Origin of the sequence: Nonomuraea rosea (genome assembly GCF_039539705.1) — a bacterium.
Taxonomy (GTDB): Bacteria; Actinomycetota; Actinomycetes; order Streptosporangiales; family Streptosporangiaceae; genus Nonomuraea; species Nonomuraea rosea.
Window position 1 is genome coordinate 21,561 of the sequence record NZ_BAABDQ010000012.1, and the last position, 18,370, is coordinate 39,930.

Genomic DNA, 18,370 nt, shown 5'->3' on the forward strand with positions numbered 1-18,370 from the left:
GGTCAGTAACGCTCCAGCTGCGGGGCCGCCGGCACCGGGAATCCGGAGGCGCCGACGCTGGACTCCAGCGCCTTCTTCCAGCTCCCGTCGGAGAACATCTTGGTCAGCGCATCGTTGATGGCCTTACGTCCGGCCGTGTCGTCCTTCTTCAGCCCGATGCCGTACTTCTCGGTGCTGAACGGCTCGCCGACCACCTTGAGCTTGCCGGCGTGCTGCGCGGCGTAGCCGGCGAGGATGACGTTGTCGGTGGTGATGGCGTCGAGCTGGCCGCCGAGCACCCGGTCCACGCACGCCGAGTACGTGCGCTCCTCCTGGAGCTGCACCTCCTTGGCGTACTCCGTCTTGACCTTCTGCGCCGGAGTGGAGCCGGCGACCGAGCACAGCTTCTTGCCGTTCAGCGTGTCGGGCCCGGTCAGCTTCGCGTCGTCCGCACGCACCAGCAGGGCCTGCCCGGCCACGAAGTACGGCCCGGCGAAGGAGACCTTCTGCTTCCTGGCGTCGGTGATCGAGTACGTCGCCACCACCATGTCCACCTGGCCCTGCTGGAGGAACGCCTCCCGGTTGGCCGACACGGTCTCCTTGAAGGTGATGTCCTTCGTCTCGACGCCGAGCTCCTTGGCCACGTACTTGGCGACCTCGATGTCGAACCCGGTGAAGCTGCCGTCAGGCGTGCGCAGACCGAGACCGGGCTGGTCGCTCTTGACGCCGATCACGAGCTTCTTGTCGTTCTTGGCCTTGTCCACGACGGACGCGTAGCTCTCCTGGCCTCCGCCACAGGCGGTCGCGGCCAGGGCTACCACGGCGAAGACGGCGTAAAGGGATCTGCCGAACATGGGGGACCTCCTAGTGGGTGAGGATCTTGGCGAGGAAGGACTGGGCGCGCTCGCTGCTGGGCGCGCCGAAGAAGTCGCCGGGGGTGTTCTGCTCGACGATCTCGCCGTCGGCCATGAACACCACGCGGTCCGCCGCCCGGCGGGCGAAGCCCATCTCGTGGGTGACGACGACCATGGTCATGCCCTCGCGGGCGAGCGCGGTCATGACTTCGAGCACCTCGTTGACCATCTCCGGGTCGAGCGCCGAGGTGGGCTCGTCGAACAGGATCACCTTGGGATCCATGGCGAGCGCGCGGGCGATCGCGACCCGCTGCTGCTGGCCGCCGGAGAGCTGGGCGGGGAACTTGGCCGCCTGGCCGCCGATGCCCACCCGGTCGAGCAACTCACGGGCCTTGGCGACGGCCGCTTCCCTGGGCCGCTTCAGCACGTGGACCTGGCCGAGGACGACGTTGTCCAGGACGGTCTTGTGCGCGAAGAGGTTGAAGGACTGGAAGACCATGCCCACCTCGGCGCGGAGCTTGGCCAGCGGCCGCCCCTCGTCCGGCAGCGGCGTCCCGTCCACGGTGATCGTGCCGGAGTCGATGGTCTCCAGGCGGTTGATCGCGCGGCACAGGGTGGACTTCCCGGCTCCGGACGGGCCGATGATCACTACGACCTCGCCCTGCCGGACGCTCAGGCTGACGTTCCTGAGCACATGCAGGTCGCCGTACCGCTTGTTGACCTGGTCCAGGACGATCAGGTCCGACTCGGTCATGCGTCACGCTCCTTGTCTCGGTCAGCGTTGGCGTAACCGTAGGAGCCGCATGTGTCACGAAAAGACTTGTGATCGTTCTGCTCAGCGATTGGCCGGTCTGGACTGATCAGGGGTCACACCGGTCACTCCGATGGTGTCCCTGAAGGCCCGGTCCCAGCCCCCGTCGCGCAGGGAGCGGGCGATGAGCTGGTTGAGGTAGTCGCGGAAGGCGGTGTCCTGCTTGCGCACCCCGATCCCGTACGGCTCGCGCCCGAACGGCTTGCCGACCAGCTTGAGCGTGTCCGAGTGCTGGGCGAGCAGGCCGAGCAGGATGGTGTTGTCGGTGCTGACCGCGTCCACCCGGCCGGCCAGGAGCGCGGGCACGCACACGCTGTAGGCGTCCACGATCTCCAGGTCCGCGCTGGGCACGCGCTCGCGCAGCCGGTCGACCGACGTGGAGCCCTCCACCGTGCACACGGTCTTGTCCCCGAGGTCGGACACCTCGTCGATGCTCTCGTCACTCGTCCTGACCAGCATGTCCTGGCCGGCGTAGTAATAGGGGTCGGTGAAGCTGACCAGCTCGGAGCGGGCGGGCGTGATCGAGTAGGTGGCGATGACGAGGTCCACGACCTGCTGGGAGAGGAAGTTCTCGCGCTCGCGCGACACGGTCTCGACGAAGCGGATGTTGCGCTCGCCGCCCGTGAGGTCCCTGGCCACCAGCCGGGCCATCTCCGCGTCGAACCCGGTGATCCGCCCGCTGGCCGGGTCCTTGTAGCCGAACATCGGCTGGTCGAACTTGATGCCGACGATGAGGACGCCGCGATCCCTGATGCGGGCCATGGTCGAGTCCTCGGGGAAGTCCCCGTCCTCGCCGCAGCCCGCGGGCAGGAGGCAGATCAGCACCGCGAGCAGCGCCCTGAGCGGCCTCACCGTGCCCGGTACCGGTGCTGGGGCCGCCCGGTGGGCCCGTACCGTGGCCGGCCCTCGACCTGGCCGCGCTCGGCGAGGTGCTCCAGGTAGCGGCGGGCGGTGGCGCGGCTGATGCCGATCATGTCGGCGAGCTCGCGAGCCGACACGTCCTCCTCGACGGAGGACAGGGCGTCGAGCACTGCCTGTTCTGTCGCGGGGGAGATGCTCTTCGGCCGGGCCACCTCGTCGAGGTGCAGCGAGCGGAAGATGCGGTCGATCTCCTGCTGCTCGGCGTGCCGGTCGCCGGCCGCCAACTGCTCGGCCGTGGCCGCGTAGCGCAGCAGCGTCTGCTCCAGGATGCCCGCTCTGGTCGGCTTGACCAGGTAGTAGAGGGCTCCGCGCTGGATGGCGGCGCGGACCGCCCCCAGCTCGTGATGACCGGAGATGACGATCACGTCGGTGGGCGGCTGGTCGGGCTGGCGCAGCCGGTGCGCCACCTCCAAGCCGGGCAGATCGGGCAGGTGCAGGTCGAGCAGGACGAGCCGGGGCGCGAACCGGCGGGCCGCGGCCAGCGCCGCGTGCCCCGTGTGGGCGATGCCCACCACCCTGAACCCGAGCACCCGGTTCACCTGCGCGTGGAGAGCCGCGGTGACGACCGGATCGTCGTCCACGATGAGAACGGTGATGTCCCTGGGCTCAGGCATCGCCACTCCTCGTCAAAAACTGTTGTAGATCTCGGCAGCTTAGGCTGGTTTTATTAACATAGATCTACTTTTGCGCGTTCTGCTCACTGCGATCCTCCGTGCGCGCTTGATCCCTCTTAGTCTGTACGACGAGTGAAACGGGGGAGGGACGGACGCCGGTGAGATGGCTGCTCGCGGTGACGGCCCTGTGGACGCTGCTCGGCCTGCTCCCGCTGGCGCTGCTGACCTCCTCCAGCATCTCCCTGTCCAGGGAGGCGGTGCGGAACGAGGTCGACGACCGGGTCAAGACCACCGCCTCGGTGAGCCGGGTCGTGGTGGACCAGCAGATGAGCTCGTTGAAACAGCTCGTCACCGCCTTCGCGCAGCGGGACAACGTACGCGACCAGGTGGAGCACACCTCCGCCGCCGCCCTGCGCGACCGGCTCGGCGACCTGAAGGAGCTGCGTGACGGCGTCAGCGGGCTGATCCTGCTCTCGCCCGAGGGCCGCATGCTGGGCGCCGAGCCGCACAGCGTCCTGCCCCAGGACGCCACCACGACCGACTGGTACCGGGCCGTGCGCGACCGCAGGCAGGCGTACGTCTCGCAGGCGTACACGCCCACGATGGTCGGCGTGTCCAGGGCCGTCGCGGTGGCGACGCCGATCCTGAGCGCCGACGAGAAGCGCATGCTCGGCATCCTCACCGTGGTCTACAGCCTGGACGCGATCCAGGTCTTCGCCGAGGAGGCCGCCGAGGCACAGGCCATCCGGCTGCTGATCACCGACCAGGCCGGCGTGCTGGTGGCCGACCCGGGCAGGCAGCTCTACGCGCTCACCTCCCTGCGTGAGGATCCGCGCGTGGACGCGGCGCTGGCCGGGCGCACCTGGAACGGCGAGTTCCACGGCGTCGACGGCACCGTGCTGTCGGCGTCCGAGCCGATCGCGAGCATCGGCTGGACGGTGACCGCCGAGGTGTCCGCCGCCACGGCGCTGGCCTCCGCCGAGCAGTTACGGGCGAACGTGCTGACCGTCGCGGCCCTGCTCGCGCTGCTGATTCTGATCGGACTCGGGCTGCAGATCCACACCACGAGAGGCCGCAGGCGGGCGCAGGCCACGCTGGCCAGGTACGCCGACGAGCTGGCCGTGGCCAGGGACGCGGCGGTGAGCGCGTCAAGTGCGAAGTCCGAGTTCGTGGCCAAGATCAGCCACGAGATCCGCACCCCGATCAACGGCGTGCTCGGCATGAACCTGCTGCTCATGGGCACCCACCTGGACGAGGAGCAGCGTCACTACGCGAGCACCGCGCAGGGGTCGGCCGCCAACGTGCTGCGCCTGCTCGACGACTTCCTCGACCTGTCCAAGATCGAGGCGGGCCACCTCCAGGTCGAGGAGACGCCGTTCGACCTGCCACGGCTCTGCGACGAGGCGATCGCGCCGTTCGCGCCGCACGCCTACCAGCAGGGGCTCTGGCTCACGCTGCGGCTCGACGAGGACGTGCCCCGTCAGGTGACGGGGGATCCCGCGCGGCTGCGTCAGGTCCTGACGAACCTGATCGGCAACGCGCTCAAGTTCACCGTCCAGGGCGGTGTGGACCTGCACGTCGCCCTCGACGAGGGAGAGCCGGGCGAATCGCGGGCGGTGCTCAGGTTCGCCGTCGCCGACACCGGGATCGGGGTCGGTCCCGACGACCGCGAGCGGGTCTTCGGCGTCTTCCGCCAGGTCGACTCGCCGATCACGCGCAGGACCGGTGGCAGCGGCCTGGGCCTGGCCATCAGCAGGCAGCTCACCGAGCTGATGGGCGGGCAGATCGGGCTCGACAGCGTCGAAGGCGTGGGCAGCCGCTTCTGGGTGACGCTGCCGGTGAAGGTCCAGCGCTGGTCGGAGCCGGGGGCGGGGGCGCTGGCGGGCCTGCGCGCGCTGGTCGCCGACCCGCGGCCCGAGGACCGGGCGATGGCCGAGCGGTTCCTGGGCGACGCCGGCGTCGAGGTGAAGGAGGCCGAGGAGGAGGAGTCCGCTCTGACGCTCCTGCGGGCCGCCGTCGCGGACGGGGAGCCGTACGAGCTGGCCGTGGTCGCGCTCGACCTGGGCGCGTCCGAGTCTCTTGCGCACGCGATACTCAACGATCCGCTGCTCCAGGACACCAGCGTCATCGTGGTCGTCACGCCGGGCCGGGCCGGGTTCGCCTGGCCGGCCGCGGCGGGAGAGCGTACCGTGCAGTCGATCACCCGGCCGCTCAGCCGCCGCCGCCTGCTCGCCGCGGTGGAGAACGCCCTGCGCGCCGACGAGGGGCCGGGAGAGCCGCGCGCCGGCCTGGAGGCCGCGGGGACCGGCGGCGGGGTGCGCATCCTGGTGGCCGAGGACGACGAGGTGAGCCGGCAGGTGGCCACGATCGTGCTGCGCCAGGCCGGCCACGAGGTCGAGGCGGTGAACGACGGCGCGCAGGCCGTGCGCGCCGTGCTGGGCGGCGGCTACGACCTGGTGTTCATGGACTGCCAGCTGCCCGTGCTCGACGGCCTGGCCGCGACCGTGGAGATCAGGAGGCGCGAGGAGGCGCACACCCCGATCATCGCGATGACCGCGGCGGCGCTGCCGGACGAGCGGATACGGTGCCTGGCCGCGGGGATGGACGACCACCTGGCCAAGCCGGTGGACTGGCCGCACGTGCTGGCCAAGATCCCGTCATGGGCGGCCTCGGCCGGGCTCCCGCCCGAGCTGGCGGGGCTGTCGCAGGAGGCGCTGGCCGATATCGCGCAGGCGTACCTGGAGACCGCCGCGCGGACGTTCGACGAGCTCAAGGGGGCTGCGGCGGCCGGCGACACGGCCACGGTGGCGTCGCTGGCGCACCGGCTCAAGGGCAGCTGCGCGACGGTCGGGGCCAGCAGGGAGGCCGCGCTCTGCCAGCGCGTCGAGGAGCTGGCGCGGGCGGGGACCGTCGATGAGGAGCCGCTGGACGAGCTGGGCGACCTGCTCGAAGAGATGCCGCAGTGGATGAACGTTCCTCATTCCTGAACGTTCCTCATTCCTGAACGTTCCTCATTCCTGAAGTGACGCCGCAATTAACACCGAGGAAATTTGTCGGTGTTAATGTCTCAATGCAGGTGATCATGCCTGTTTGTCGTAGTTGGAGGGTTCATGTCGGGACCACGCGATCAGGTCCTCATCGACTGGAAGTCGATCCGCGAGCTGGCCGCCCTCTTCGACGAGCTCGGTGACGACGTGGTCGGGCTCAAGCGCGCGGCCGCCTCGCTGAGCAGCACGTCCGGCCTGGTCGGCGGCGACGAGGAGGGCCGGGCGTTCGCCGAGTGGTACGCCGACGGGTTCGACTCCCTGGCCGGCTCGATGACGCGCATCGCGGAGCAGAACTTCACGTGGGCCGGCAATCTGCGCGACTTCGACAAGTTGTGGGACTACCTGGAGCACAAGATCATCAGTACGCTGCCCGAGATCCCCGACATCCCTGAGCCGCCGATCCCGCAGGCCCCGCCGCGTGGTGTGGGCGCCTGATGTTCGACCCCTTCCAGGCGCTCGCCTGGTTCGCGAACGTGCACGTGCCCGAGGCCGACGCGTCCAACCTGCGGGCGCGGGCCAAGGACCTGCGCGAGTTCGCCACGTCGATCGGCAAGCTGGCGGGCGACACCGGCACCGGCGTGACGAAGGTCCGCGAGGCGAACGACAGCCGCGCCGTGGACCGCTTCGCCGACGTGTGGCCGTACGAGCTGGCGCCCCGCTACGCCGCCATCCAGGAGGAGCTGCTGGAGCTGGCCGACGGCTGCGACGAGTACGCCGAGGCCGTGGAGAAGCACCGGGAACAGCTCTGGATCATCGGCACCCAGCTCGCCGCCATGGCGTTCACCATGATGTTCGGCTTCATCTACCCGGCCGCCAGGTTCGCGGCGGAGCAGGCGTTCAAATGGCTCGTGGCCAGGGCCAGGCTGGAGCGCACGCTCTTCCAGAAGATCACCAAGTTCATCCTGGAACAGCGGATCGGCAAGCGCCGCGTGGGCACCTACGTGGTGCGCGAGGGGCTCGACGCGCTGGCCGACTCGGTCCTGTGGACGGCGCTCAAGACCGGCGTGCACGCGGCCAGCTCCGCCGCCACCGGTCAGCCGATGGGCAACCTCTGGGCGTACGCGGGCAACCACTTCGCCGCCGAGATGGCCTACAACGGCGGCATCAAGGCCATGGCCGACGTCCGCAGGTTCTTCCCCGCCACGAAGCTCACCGAGACGTTGCTCGGCGCGGGCCCCGCGGGCAAGTTCTTCCGGCGTACGGTGTCGGCCGCCACCATCTACCCCCTGGTCGCCAGCGGTTCGCTGACCGACGAGGGCGCCCTGCGCTCGGCGCTCGCACACGCGCCCAGGGCGTTCATCTTCAAGCGCTGAACGAGGAACGATGACGACACCACCGCGTACCGGGGATCCGGAGCTCGACCGCGCGCTCGCGGAGATGGCCGCGCTGACGGCCGGGTTCGAGGAGGTGCGCCGCCGGATGGAGGACACCAGGGGGCGCGGCGAGAGCGCGGGCGGCCAGGTCGCGGTCGAGCTGACGCCCACCGGGTCGCTGGCCGCGCTGCACATCGACCCCAGGGCGCTGCGCCTCGGCTCGCAGGCGCTGGCGGAGGCGGTCATGGAGGCGTTCGGGAAGGCCGAGGAGGATGTGGCGGGGCAGTCGTACGAGCTCGCCAAGACCCTCTTCGAGCAGTGAGGCCGCTTAACCGCATCATGGCGTAGCGTCGCGGGCGGAACGGTCCATCGGCAACGGCCCGGATAAATACGATATTTCGGTTCGTGAACCAGTTAATCGGGATATTGACGGCTGTCGTGTCGATCTATAGCGTCCTCAATCGCGGACACCGCTTCGGTGGCTCCCGGATCCGCGTTCACTGCCTTTGGAGGCGCGTGATGGGGAACAAGGGACGGCTGAGGCGTGCCGTCGCAGCGCTCACCTCGTACTTATTGATCGCCGGAGCCGTCGTCGTGCCAGGACCGGCACAGGCGGCGCCCGTGCAGGCGGCGACACCGCCGATGGGATTCAACAACTGGAACGCGTTCGGCTGCGACGTCAACGCGGCGCTGATCAAGGAGACGGCCGACATCTTCGTCTCCAGCGGGCTCAAGGACGCCGGCTACCAGTACGTCAACATCGACGACTGCTGGTCGGCCAGGGAACGCGGCGCGGACGGCCGGCTGGTGCCCGACCCCGTGAAGTTCCCGGACGGCATCAAGGGCGTCGCCGACTACATCCACGCCAAGGGCCTCAAGCTGGGCATCTACGGCGACGCGGGCACCAAGACCTGCGCCGGCTACCCGGGCAGCCTCGGCCACGAGGAGGTCGACGCCCAGACGTGGGCGGACTGGGGCGTCGACTACCTGAAGTACGACAACTGCAACAACCAGTCCGACGGGTCGCAGGCCGACTATGTCCGGCGCTACACCGCCATGCGCGCGGCCATCGACGCGACCGGCCGGTCGATGGTGTACTCGATCTGCGAGTGGGGCACCTCCCAGCCCTGGCTCTGGGCCGAGGGGATCGGCGACCTGTGGCGCACCACGGGTGACATCAGCGACAGCTGGTCCAGCATCCGCTCGATCATCAGGCAGAACGCGCCCCTGGCCCCTTACGCGGGGCCCGGCCACTGGAACGACCCCGACATGCTGGAGGTCGGCAACGGCGGGATGAGCGCGACCGAATACCGCAGCCACATGAGCATGTGGGCCATGATGGCCGCGCCGCTGATCATCGGGACCGACCTGCGGCAGGCCTCGGCGCAGACCCTGTCCATTCTCGGCAACCGGGAGGTCATCGCCATCGACCAGGACCGGCTGGGCGTCCAGGCGTCGGTCGTGTCCGATTCCGGGGGTCTCATGGTCCTGGACAAGCCGCTGGCCGGCGGTGACCGGGCCATCGCGCTGTACAACTCCACCGATTCCCTGGCCGTCGTGAGCGTGGCGGCCGGTGACACGGGGCTCGCGCGGGCGGGGGCGTACCGGCTGCGTGACGTGTGGACGGGCGACACGCTCCAAGCCAGGTCCACGATCTCGGCCGGCGTACCGGCGCACGGCACGGTCGTCTACCGCGTACGGCCGCTGCGCGACCCGTCGGCGACGGCGCCCGCGGTCGCGGTCGGCGCGGAGCTCGGCACCGTCGTGCCAGGCCCCGCCGGGGGCGGCACGCTGACGACCACCGTCACCAACCGAGGCGCCGGCGCCATCCACGACCTCGACGTCAGCACGAAGGTCCCCGCCGGCTGGACCGCCACGCCGACTGAGATCGTCACGTCGGCTGCCACGGGCGGCGGCGGCGCAGTCGTCGGCGGGCATCGGCGCGAGCGGCTCGCGACCGACGCCACGCTGGAGACGACCTGGGCGATCGGTGTGCCCGCGGACACCCCTGCGGGCCGCTACCCGATCACCGTCACCGCCGCGTACCGCTGGGGCCCCAGGCATCGCGCCGCCACCACGAGCAGCGAGATCGTCGCCGTGGTCGTGAACGCTCCCGCCGACGGGCGCAGGCACCTCAGCACGCTCTCCCCGGTCACCTCCGTCAACGCCACAGGACCGGTCGAGCTCGACCAGAGCAACGGCGGGCCGCTGGAGAACGACGGCAGCCTGATCACCGTCGGCGGCGCGGTCCACACGCGCGGCCTCGGCACCACGGCCGCCAGCGAGATCACGTACTACCTCGGCGGGCGCTGCTCGAAGCTGGTCACCGACGCCGGGATCGACGACACGGCGGGCGCGGGCGACACGGCCACGTTCTCCGTCTACGCCGACGACACCCTGGCCGCGACCAGCGGAAGCGTCGCGACGGGACAGGCGGCCAAGACTCTGACGGCCGACCTGACCGGCGCGGCCTGGCTGCGCCTGGTCACCACGTCCGGCAGCGCCGCCGCCGTGCGGACGGACTGGGCGAACCCGGTCCTGACCTGCGGCGGCGTGCCTGACGACAGCCCTGTCCTGCCGCAGTCGCAAACCCTGTTCTCCTTCGAGTCGGGCACCGACGGCTTCACCATCGCCAACCCGGGCGACGGCGGCACCGTGGCGCAATCACCGCTCTTCCACACGGACGGCGCGGCCGGGCTCAAGGTGGCCACCCCCGCGGGCGGCAACTGGTTCGGCCGGGCGTTGAGCGCGCCGCTCGACCTCACCGGCAAGACCATGCTCAAGTTCGATGTGCAGGCCGGCGACATCGGCACCGTCGGCGAGATCGCCATCCAGGTGGGCGACGCCATGTCCTGGTGCCAGGGCGGCTTCTGGGCCTGGACCAACCCCCATTCCAGCAGGACGATCACCGAGAGGTTCGACCAGATCAGCTGCCCCGCAGGCGTCACCCTGGACCCGAGCGCGATCCGGGCCGTCTGGGTGTTCCTGAACAGCGGCGGCGAGGTCTACATCGACAACCTGCGCGCCGAGTAACGCGCCGACGGCCGGCCACGATCGAGAAACGCTCGCGGCCAGCCCGCCCAGCGCGGCTTCACCGGTCCGGGCCTGCCCGGTACGGCGTGACCCGGCCGGGTCCGGTCCGCTCGGCGTGGTGTCATCGGGCTGGGCTCGGTCGCGCGGCGTGGTGTCACCGGTCCGGGTCCGCCTGGTACGGCGTGACCCGGCCGGGTCCGGTCGGCCTGGCGGGGAGTTGCCGCGTCGGGCCTCGGGCCGGGCAGAGCGCAATCGGGAATTCGACATTCGCGAATTGAGGTGCGGCTCTCCGGTGTCCAGCGGATCGCCGTCGGCCCGCCTGGCATCGGCCTTCCAGGCGGTCGATGGGGGCATCCTCGCCAGCGAGAGGGTCGCTATTGATTCTGCCCCGGACCGCGTGCCCCGAGGTTCTTAGTATCGCCTGCCCGTGGTGTTTTGCGCGCCTTTCCCTGGTGGATCCTGGCATTGTCGATAGGGAAAGCCAAGTGGCCGGCGTTAATGGTGGCCGAGCGCTTTCGGAAGGAGTTCTCCTGCTGTCAGGATCCCGAGTTATCCCCTTCACGGAGGGCCCTGGTGATCTATATCTTGGGGATATGTCCGACGATGAGGCGGGAGTCCCGGAGGTCGACGCGCGGATCCCCAACGCGGCCCGGATCTACAACTACTTCCTCGGCGGCAAGGATAATTTCGCCGCCGATCGGACCGCCGCCGAAATGGTGTTGTCGATGGCGCCTCAAGTGCGGATCGCGGCTATGGAGAACCGTGATTTCCTGACCCGCGCCGTCGGCTATCTGGCGAAGGAGGCGGGCATCCGGCAGTTCGTCGACATCGGGGCGGGGATTCCCGCGAAACGGCCCGTGCACGAGGTCGCGCGCAAGGTGCACCGCGACGCCAGAGTCGCGTACGTGGACAACGACACGGTCGTGCTCGTCCACGCCCGGGCGCTGCTCGGCCGGGGTCTGGGCACCGCGGTCGTGGCCGGTGACGTGCGCGAGCCCGAGGCGATTCTGAAATCGCCCGAGCTGACCAAGCTGATCGACCTCGAGGTGCCGGTGGGGGTGGTGCTCATCGCCGTCCTGCATTTCGTGCCCGACTCCGATGATCCCGCCGGCCTGGTGCGGCGGCTGGTCGATCGGCTGCCGTCGGGGAGCCATGTGGTGATCACGCATCTGTCGGACGGGGGAGTGCCCGGTGACTTGCGCATCGCCCGTGCCAGGGAGCTGTACCAGGGGGGCTTGCACTTCCGCTCGCGTGCGGAGATCGAGGCGCTCTTCGGTGGGCTGGAGCTGGTGGAGCCGGGGCTGGTGGGGGTGAGCTCGTGGCGCAGGGCCGCCCCGGAGGCGACCTCGTGGTGGCTCGCCGGAGTCGGCCGCAAGCCCTGACCGGTGGCCGCTTGCGACCGGTGCCCGACTGTGGCTGGCACCGGACCTGGCATCCGTCCGTGGCCGGAGGCGCCGTTGGGGCGGGCGGCCGGTCACGGGCGGGGTGCCGGGGCTGGTGGTGGCCGGCGTTAGCCGAGCCAGCCAGGGACGACCAGGACGGCCCAGGCCGCGAGGGGACCCACCAGGACGATCGCCCCGCCGTACACGAGGAGCCGGCGGTAGAAGTCGTCCCGCGGCATGCCCCTGACGTTGGCCACGAGCAGCGCCCCCGTCGTGCTGAACGGGCTGACGTCCACGATGGCCGACGACACCGACAGCGCCGCGATCATCGCGATCGGTCCCAGGGTGCCCTGCGACAGCAGCGGTACGGCCAGCGGGACCAGCGCGCCCAGGATGCCGACGGTGGAGGCGAAGGCCGACACGACGCCGCCCACGTAGCAGATGAGCAGCGCCACCAGGATCGGGATGCCGATCGCCGCGACCGACGAGCCGACGTAGTCGACGGTGCCGATCTCCTGCAGCACGCCCACGTACGTGACGACGCCGCAGATCAGCAGCACGGTCGGCCAGGCGACGCGCTCGACGGCGCCCTTGTTGGAGCGGGGGGAGGTGAGGGAGAGGATCACGGCCACGGTGATGGCGGTGAGGCCGACGTCGAGTTTGAACACCAGCACCGCGACGCACAGCGCGACGATGCCGGTCAGCGTCAGCGCCTGGTGCGCGGTGAGCCGCAGCCCGCCGTCCAGCCCGGTGCGGGGCTCGACGGCGGTGGCGACGGACCCGCCGGACGAGGATGGCGCTCCGGCGGTGACCGTGCTGCCGGATGAGGATGGCGCTCCGGCCCGCACCGTGCCGCCGGACGAGGACGGGTCTTCGGCCGTGACTGTGCCACTGGACGATGACGGGTCTCCGGCCGTCCCGCCGGACGAAGGCTTCTCGGCCGTGACCGTGCCGCCGGACGCGGGTGATTCGCCGGCCGGGTCGCCGTCGGACGCGGGCGTCGTGACGGGGATGGCGCCGCGCCGTACGAGCTGCGGGCCGCCGAAGATGAAGAAGACCACGGCCGCCGCCGCGGCGTTGAAGGCGAAGCTCGACAGGAACAGCACCAGGTTGTCGCTCGGCAGCCCGGCGTCCTTGGTGACGCCGTTCACGATCCCGCCGAGCACGCTGATCGGCGAGAACGCGCCCGCCTGCGTCCCGTGCGCGACCATGAGGCCGATGAGCATCGGATGGATCCGGTAGTCGGCCGCGAACCCGAACGCGATCGGGGCCAGGATCGCCGCCACCGCCGGAGCCGGCGCCCCGACGGCCGTCAGGAGCGCCGAGATGACGAAGACCACCGGCGGTATGGCGGCGATCCGCCCCCGTACCAGGTGCACCGCGGCTCGTACGAGCCAGTCGACGGTGCCGTTGTTGGTCGCGATCGCGAACAGGAGCGTCACCCCGACGAGGATCACGAACAGGCTGCCGGGAAAGGCCCCGAGGATGTCGTCGGTGCTCATGCCGGCCGCCAGCGTGCCGACGAGGAAGGCTCCGACGAGGGCCAGCGCTCCCAGGTTCACCGGGAAGAGGGTGGCCACGACGAACATGACGATGAGGGCGAGAATGGACAGGAGCTCTGCGGACACTGCTTACTCCGATCTCCCCCGAACGTTATGGCCGGCCGGCCGCCCAATGGACCAGCTCGACCGGGTGGCGGGCAGCGCGTCCCGCACCGTGGGCGATCTGCTGCCGGCAGGAGACCCCCGTCGCCGCCAGCAGAGTGTCGGGCGAGGATGCGGCGATCGCCGGGAAGAGCCGGAGACCGCCGATCTTCATGGACAGGTCGTAGTGCTCGGCCTCGAAGCCGAACGATCCGGCCATGCCGCAGCAGCCGGCGTCGATCTCCGCCACCTCCGCTCCCGGGATCCTGGACAGCAGTGCTCGTGTGGCCGACGTACCGGTGACGGCCTTCTCGTGACAGTGGGCGTGCAGGAGGATCGAGCGCCCGCTCAGCGCGTCGCCCAGCGTCAGCGAGCCGTCGTCGATCGCCTCCGTGAGCAGCTCGGGGACGAGCCGGGCGCGGGCCGCCACCGCCGCGACGCGGGGATCGCCCGGCAGCAGCGCGGCGTACTCGTCGCGCAGCGTCAGCAGGCAGGACGGCTCAAGGCCCACGATGGGCGCGTCGGAGCCGGACAGCCGGTCCACCATCGACCCGGCCATCGTCCTGGCGCGGTCGAGCAGGCCCTTGGAGATGCTGGCGCGGCCGCAGCAGCCCTCGGCGGCCAGGCGTACCCGATAGCCGGCGCGCTCCAGCAGCTCGACGGCGGCCCGCCCGATGCCGGGCTCGCTGTAGGTGGTGAAGGAGTCGGCGAGCAGGATGACCTCGCGCCCGGCCGCCGGCGGCCTGCGGGCGTGCCAGCGGACCAGGTTGTCGCGGCGGAAGCGGGGGAGGGGGCGCCGCCTGCTCAGGCCGAGCGGGCCGCGTACGGCGCCGGCCAGCCAGTTCGACAGCGGCGCGGTCGCCGAGCCCAGCCGGTTGAGCGTCCTGATCGCGCCGAACAGGCGCGAGCGCAGCGGCACGCCGTGCTCCTGCTGGTACTGGTGCAGGAACTCGCTCTTGAGCGCCGCCATGTCCACGCCCAGCGGGCACTCCGACTGGCACGCCTTGCACTCCAGGCACAGGTCGAGGATGCCGTGCAGCCGCTCGTCGCCGAGCGCCTGCCGGGGATCGGGCGAGGACAGGGCCTTGACCAGGGCGTTGGCCCGGCCGCGGGTGGAGTGCTCCTCCTCGCGGGTGGCCATGTACGACGGGCACATGACGCCCGTGTCCTCCTTGCGGCAGACGCCGACGTTCATGCACCGGTCGGCGGCGGCGTGCATGCCACCGGCACCGAAGGACAGCGTCGTGCGCAGCGGGGGCGGCTCGGGCAGCGCCGGGTCGCGCAGGTGGTCGGTCATCGGCGGCGCGTCCACGATCTTGCCGGGGTTCAGCAGGCCGCCGGGATCGAAGACCCGCTTGACCTGCCGCATCGCCTCGTAGACCGCGTCACCGAACAGCCGCCGGTTGAACTCCGAGCGGGCCAGCCCGTCGCCGTGCTCGCTGGAGTTCACGCCGCCGTGGCTGGCGGCCAGCTCGGCGATCTCCTCGGCGACCGTCCGCATCGTCCCGATCTCGCCGGGCGCGCGCAGATCGACGAACGGCCGGATGTGCAGGCAGCCGACCGAGCAGTGGCCGTAGAAGCCGGCGCGCAGGCCGTGCCGGTCGAGGATGCGCGCGAACTCCGTCACGTACGGCAGCAGCCGCTCCGGCGGCACGGCCGTGTCCTCCACGAACGCCAGCGGCCTGCGGCTGCCCACGCTGGAGGCCATCAGCAGGCCCAGCCCGGCCTTGCGCACCTTGAGCACGGCCGTCTGCTGCTGCGCGGTGACGGCCCTGAGCGTGTGGTAGCCGTGGCCGCCCGACTTCCAGGTGGCGGCCAGCTTGTCCACGCGGTCGGCCACCTCGGCCGGGCTGTCGCCGAAGAACTCGACGAACAGCAGCGCCTCCGGATCGCCCTCCAGGATGTCGCCGAGACCTGCGTAGTCGACGCGCTGCCTGGACAGGTCGAGGATGGCCTTGTCCAGGAGCTCGACCGAGGCGGCGCCGAAGGACAGGGCGTCCGCGGTGGCCGCGATGGCCGCGGGCGTGGCGGTGAAGTGGCCGACGGCGATGGCCTTGGCCCGCGGCCGTTCGACCAGCCCCACCGTGGCCTCGGTGACGACGGCCAGCGTGCCCTCGGAGCCGGTGATCAGCTTGCTGAGGTCCACCGACGGCAGGTCGCGGGCGGCCAGGTCCAGCCGGTAGCCGCCCGAATGCCGCCAGAAGCGCGGGAACCCCGACAGGTCGAGCCCGCTCAGGATCGCGGCCACCGCGTCGTTGAGCCGGGCGTCGGTGGCGAGGTCGGGCATGGTCGCGTCGGCGAGCACCACGCGCAGCGCCTGGACGTGGTCGACCGTGGAGCCGTACAGGACGGAGTGGCTGCCCGCCGAGTTGTTGCCGATCATCCCGCCGATCGTGGCCCTGTTGCTGGTCGAGGTGTCCGGCCCGAACATCAGCCCGTGCTTGCCGGCCGCCCGGTTGAGCTGGTCCTGGACCACGCCCGGCTGCACCCTGGCGGTCCTGCCGTCGATCTCCAGGATCCGGTTCATGTGCCGGGAGAAGTCGACGATCACCGCCGCGCCCACCGTCTGCCCGGCGAGGCTGGTGCCCGCCCCGCGCGGCAGCACCGGGACCTCCAGCTCGCCGCACGCCGCCACCAGCGCCTGCACGTCGCCCTCGTCGCGGGGGAAGGCGACGGCGAGCGGCTCGATGGCGTACATGCTGGCGTCGGAGGAGTACAGGTGCCTGGTGTACGGGTCGTCCCTGACGTCACCGCCGATCAGCGGCGACAGCGTCCGCGCCAGGCTCGCGCCAGAGTGGTCCCGGCTCATTCGCCGCTCTCCAGGGCGGCCAGCGCCGCCCGCGTCCCGCCCTCTTTGATCGGTACGCCCGCCGCGCTCAGCCCCATCTCGACCCCGCTCAGCGTGCCCGCGAGCATCAGGTCGTTGAAGTGGCCGAGATGCCCGATCCGGAACACGCGCCCGGCCAGCCGCCCGAGCCCGGTGCCGAGCGACATGTCGTAGCGCTCCAGGATGAGCCGCCTGACCGCGTCGGCGTCGTGCCCGTCCGGCATCAGCACCGCCGTCAGCGAGCTGGAGTGCTCACGCTCGTCGGCGCAGAGCACCTCGAGCCCCCACGCGCGGACGGCCTGCCGCGTCGCCTCGGCGTGCCGGTCGTGCCTGGCGAAGACCGCGGCCAGGCCCTCCTCCTCCAGCATGCTCAGCGCCTCGCCGAGGCCGTACAGCAGGTTGGTCGGCGGGGTGTAGGGGAAGAAGCCCTGCCGGTTGGCCGCGATGATCGGCTCCCAGTCCCAGTACGAGCGCGGCAGCCGGCCCCGGTGCGCGAGCGCCTTCGCGCTGACCGCGTTGAAGCCGAGGCCGGGCGGCAGCATGAGGCCCTTCTGCGAGCACCCCACGGTCACGTCCACGCCCCACGCGTCGTGCCGGTAGTCCATCGAGCCCAGCGACGAGATCGTGTCCACCAGCAGCAGCGCCGGATGCCCGGCCCGGTCCATGGCGGCGCGGATCTCCGGGATCCGGCTGCGCACGCCGGTCGAGGTCTCGTTGTGCACCACCATGACGGCGGCCACGTCCTCGGTGAGCCGATCCGCCAGGGCGCCGGGGTCGGCCCCGTGCCGCCAGTCGCCGGGGACCAGCTCGACGACCAGCCCGAGCCGGGTGGCCATCTCGCACCAGAGCGAGGAGAAGTGCCCGGTCTCGAACGCCAGCACCTTGTCACCCGGCGACAGCGTGTTGACCAGCGCCGCCTCCCACGCCCCCGTGCCCGACGACGGGTAGAGGATCACGTGCCCGCTCGTGCCGAAGACCGGCTTCAGCCGCTCCAGCAGATCGCCCGCCAGCCGCGCGAAGGCGGGGCCCCGATGGTCGATGGTGGGCTGGGCGATGGCGCGCAGCACCCGGTCGGGGACATTGGTCGGCCCGGGGATCTGCAGGAAATGACGGCCCACTGTCTGACTACCTCCGTGCCGTGCTACGGCACGGCGTGCCGTGTTGCGGTTCATTAACATTAAAATCGACCCGCAGAGGAGTCAATGGATGCAGAACGTGATCAACGCCCTTCGAGTCCTCGAAGAGGTCGCCGCCCGGCAGCCCGCCGGGGTCGGCGAGCTGGCTCGCGGGCTCGGCCTGCCCAAGAGCACGGTGCAGCGCTCGCTGCGGACGCTGCACGAGGCCGGGTGGATCAGGCCGGCCGGCGGCGAGGTCACGCGCTGGCAGGTGACCAGCAAGGCGCTGCAGGTGGCCCGCAGGACCGAGCTGGGCCTGCGCGACGCGGCCATGCCGGTCATGGAGGAGCTGCGCCAGCGCACCGGCGAGACGATCCACCTGATGGTGCCCGAGGGTGACGCGGTCGTCCTGATCGAACGGCTGGAGACCGACAAGCCGCTGCGCATCGTCCTGCCGCTGGGCATCCGGCTGCCGTTGCACGCCTCGGCCAACGGCAAGGCCGTGCTCGCTCATCTGGCCAGGGCGCCGGCGGAGCTGCCGGCGTACACGGAGACCACGATCACCGATCCGGCGGCGCTCGGCGCCGAGCTGGCGGCGGTGCACACGCGCGGGTACGCCGACAACCGGGGCGAATGGCGCTCCGACATCGCCGCCGTGGCCGCCGCCGTGCTGGGCTCCGACGGGCCGATCGCCAGCCTCAGCATCTCCACCCCGGCCAGCCGCATGCCCGACGAGCTCAGGGCGGAATACGGCAAGCTGGTCACGCGGGCGGCACGAACTCTGACCGAGAGCCTCGCTTGAGGCGGAACTTTTCCGCAGGACCGCGGAGT

At 70.9% G+C, this 18,370-nt stretch carries 14 protein-coding genes; 7 read left to right on the forward strand and 7 right to left on the reverse strand.

Annotated elements, in window-relative coordinates:
* Positions 1-2: 2 nt before the first annotated feature.
* The 4 genes from ABEA43_RS26780 to ABEA43_RS26795 form a co-directional block, all read right to left on the reverse strand.
* A complete protein-coding gene (locus ABEA43_RS26780) occupies positions 3-833 on the reverse strand; it encodes a glutamate ABC transporter substrate-binding protein (protein WP_345565961.1) in 831 nt (276 codons plus the stop codon).
* 10 nt (positions 834-843) lie between these two features.
* The gene (locus ABEA43_RS26785) at positions 844-1,587 is read right to left on the reverse strand and encodes an amino acid ABC transporter ATP-binding protein (RefSeq protein WP_345565963.1); all 744 of its coding nucleotides are present in this window, start codon (positions 1,585-1,587) and stop codon (positions 844-846) included.
* Between the two features lie 81 nt (positions 1,588-1,668).
* Positions 1,669-2,496 carry a glutamate ABC transporter substrate-binding protein gene (locus tag ABEA43_RS26790; RefSeq protein WP_345565965.1) on the reverse strand — a complete coding sequence of 276 codons (828 nt, stop codon included), beginning with the start codon at positions 2,494-2,496 and terminating at the stop codon, positions 1,669-1,671.
* Positions 2,493-3,179 carry a response regulator gene (locus ABEA43_RS26795; RefSeq protein WP_345565967.1) on the reverse strand — a complete coding sequence of 229 codons (687 nt, stop codon included), beginning with the start codon at positions 3,177-3,179 and terminating at the stop codon, positions 2,493-2,495. The genes ABEA43_RS26790 and ABEA43_RS26795 overlap by 4 nt, the downstream gene beginning before the upstream one ends.
* Positions 3,180-3,337: 158 nt before the next feature.
* On the opposite strand from ABEA43_RS26795, the gene ABEA43_RS26800 reads away from it, so the two are divergent.
* From ABEA43_RS26800 to ABEA43_RS26825, 6 genes are all read left to right on the forward strand, one after another.
* Entirely contained in the window at positions 3,338-6,166 is a 2,829-nt protein-coding gene (locus ABEA43_RS26800) for a hybrid sensor histidine kinase/response regulator (protein WP_345565969.1), read from the forward strand.
* A 123-nt stretch (positions 6,167-6,289) separates the two neighbouring features.
* Entirely contained in the window at positions 6,290-6,661 is a 372-nt protein-coding gene (locus ABEA43_RS26805) for a hypothetical protein (RefSeq protein WP_345565971.1), read from the forward strand.
* Positions 6,661-7,539, forward strand: coding sequence for a WXG100-like domain-containing protein (locus ABEA43_RS26810; protein ID WP_345565972.1), 879 nt, complete (start codon positions 6,661-6,663; stop codon positions 7,537-7,539). The genes ABEA43_RS26805 and ABEA43_RS26810 overlap by 1 nt, the downstream gene beginning before the upstream one ends.
* A gap of 10 nt (positions 7,540-7,549) precedes the next feature.
* Positions 7,550-7,861, forward strand: a complete 312-nt coding sequence (locus ABEA43_RS26815) for a YbaB/EbfC family nucleoid-associated protein (protein ID WP_345565973.1) — start codon at positions 7,550-7,552, stop codon at positions 7,859-7,861.
* A gap of 197 nt (positions 7,862-8,058) precedes the next feature.
* Positions 8,059-10,572: an NPCBM/NEW2 domain-containing protein gene (locus tag ABEA43_RS26820; protein ID WP_345565975.1), complete on the forward strand. Its 2,514-nt coding sequence runs from the start codon at positions 8,059-8,061 to the stop codon at positions 10,570-10,572.
* 593 nt (positions 10,573-11,165) lie between these two features.
* Positions 11,166-11,954 carry an SAM-dependent methyltransferase gene (locus tag ABEA43_RS26825; protein WP_345565976.1) on the forward strand — a complete coding sequence of 263 codons (789 nt, stop codon included), beginning with the start codon at positions 11,166-11,168 and terminating at the stop codon, positions 11,952-11,954.
* A gap of 128 nt (positions 11,955-12,082) precedes the next feature.
* Here ABEA43_RS26825 and ABEA43_RS26830 read toward each other — a convergent pair whose 3' ends face one another.
* From ABEA43_RS26830 to ABEA43_RS26840, 3 genes are read right to left on the reverse strand one after another with little or no spacing between them, the layout of a single operon-like run.
* Positions 12,083-13,582, reverse strand: coding sequence for an SLC13 family permease (locus ABEA43_RS26830; protein ID WP_345565978.1), 1,500 nt, complete (start codon positions 13,580-13,582; stop codon positions 12,083-12,085).
* Between the two features lie 25 nt (positions 13,583-13,607).
* Positions 13,608-16,406 (reverse strand): FAD-binding and (Fe-S)-binding domain-containing protein, encoded by a 2,799-nt coding sequence (locus tag ABEA43_RS26835; protein ID WP_345565980.1) that lies wholly within the window; start codon positions 16,404-16,406, stop codon positions 13,608-13,610.
* Entirely contained in the window at positions 16,403-17,542 is a 1,140-nt protein-coding gene (locus tag ABEA43_RS26840; RefSeq protein ID WP_345565982.1) for a pyridoxal-phosphate-dependent aminotransferase family protein, read from the reverse strand. Before ABEA43_RS26840 ends, ABEA43_RS26835 begins: the two co-directional genes overlap by 4 nt.
* An 88-nt stretch (positions 17,543-17,630) precedes the next feature.
* On the opposite strand from ABEA43_RS26840, the gene ABEA43_RS26845 reads away from it, so the two are divergent.
* Positions 17,631-18,341, forward strand: a complete 711-nt coding sequence (locus tag ABEA43_RS26845) for an IclR family transcriptional regulator (protein ID WP_345565984.1) — start codon at positions 17,631-17,633, stop codon at positions 18,339-18,341.
* Positions 18,342-18,370: the final 29 nt, after the last annotated feature.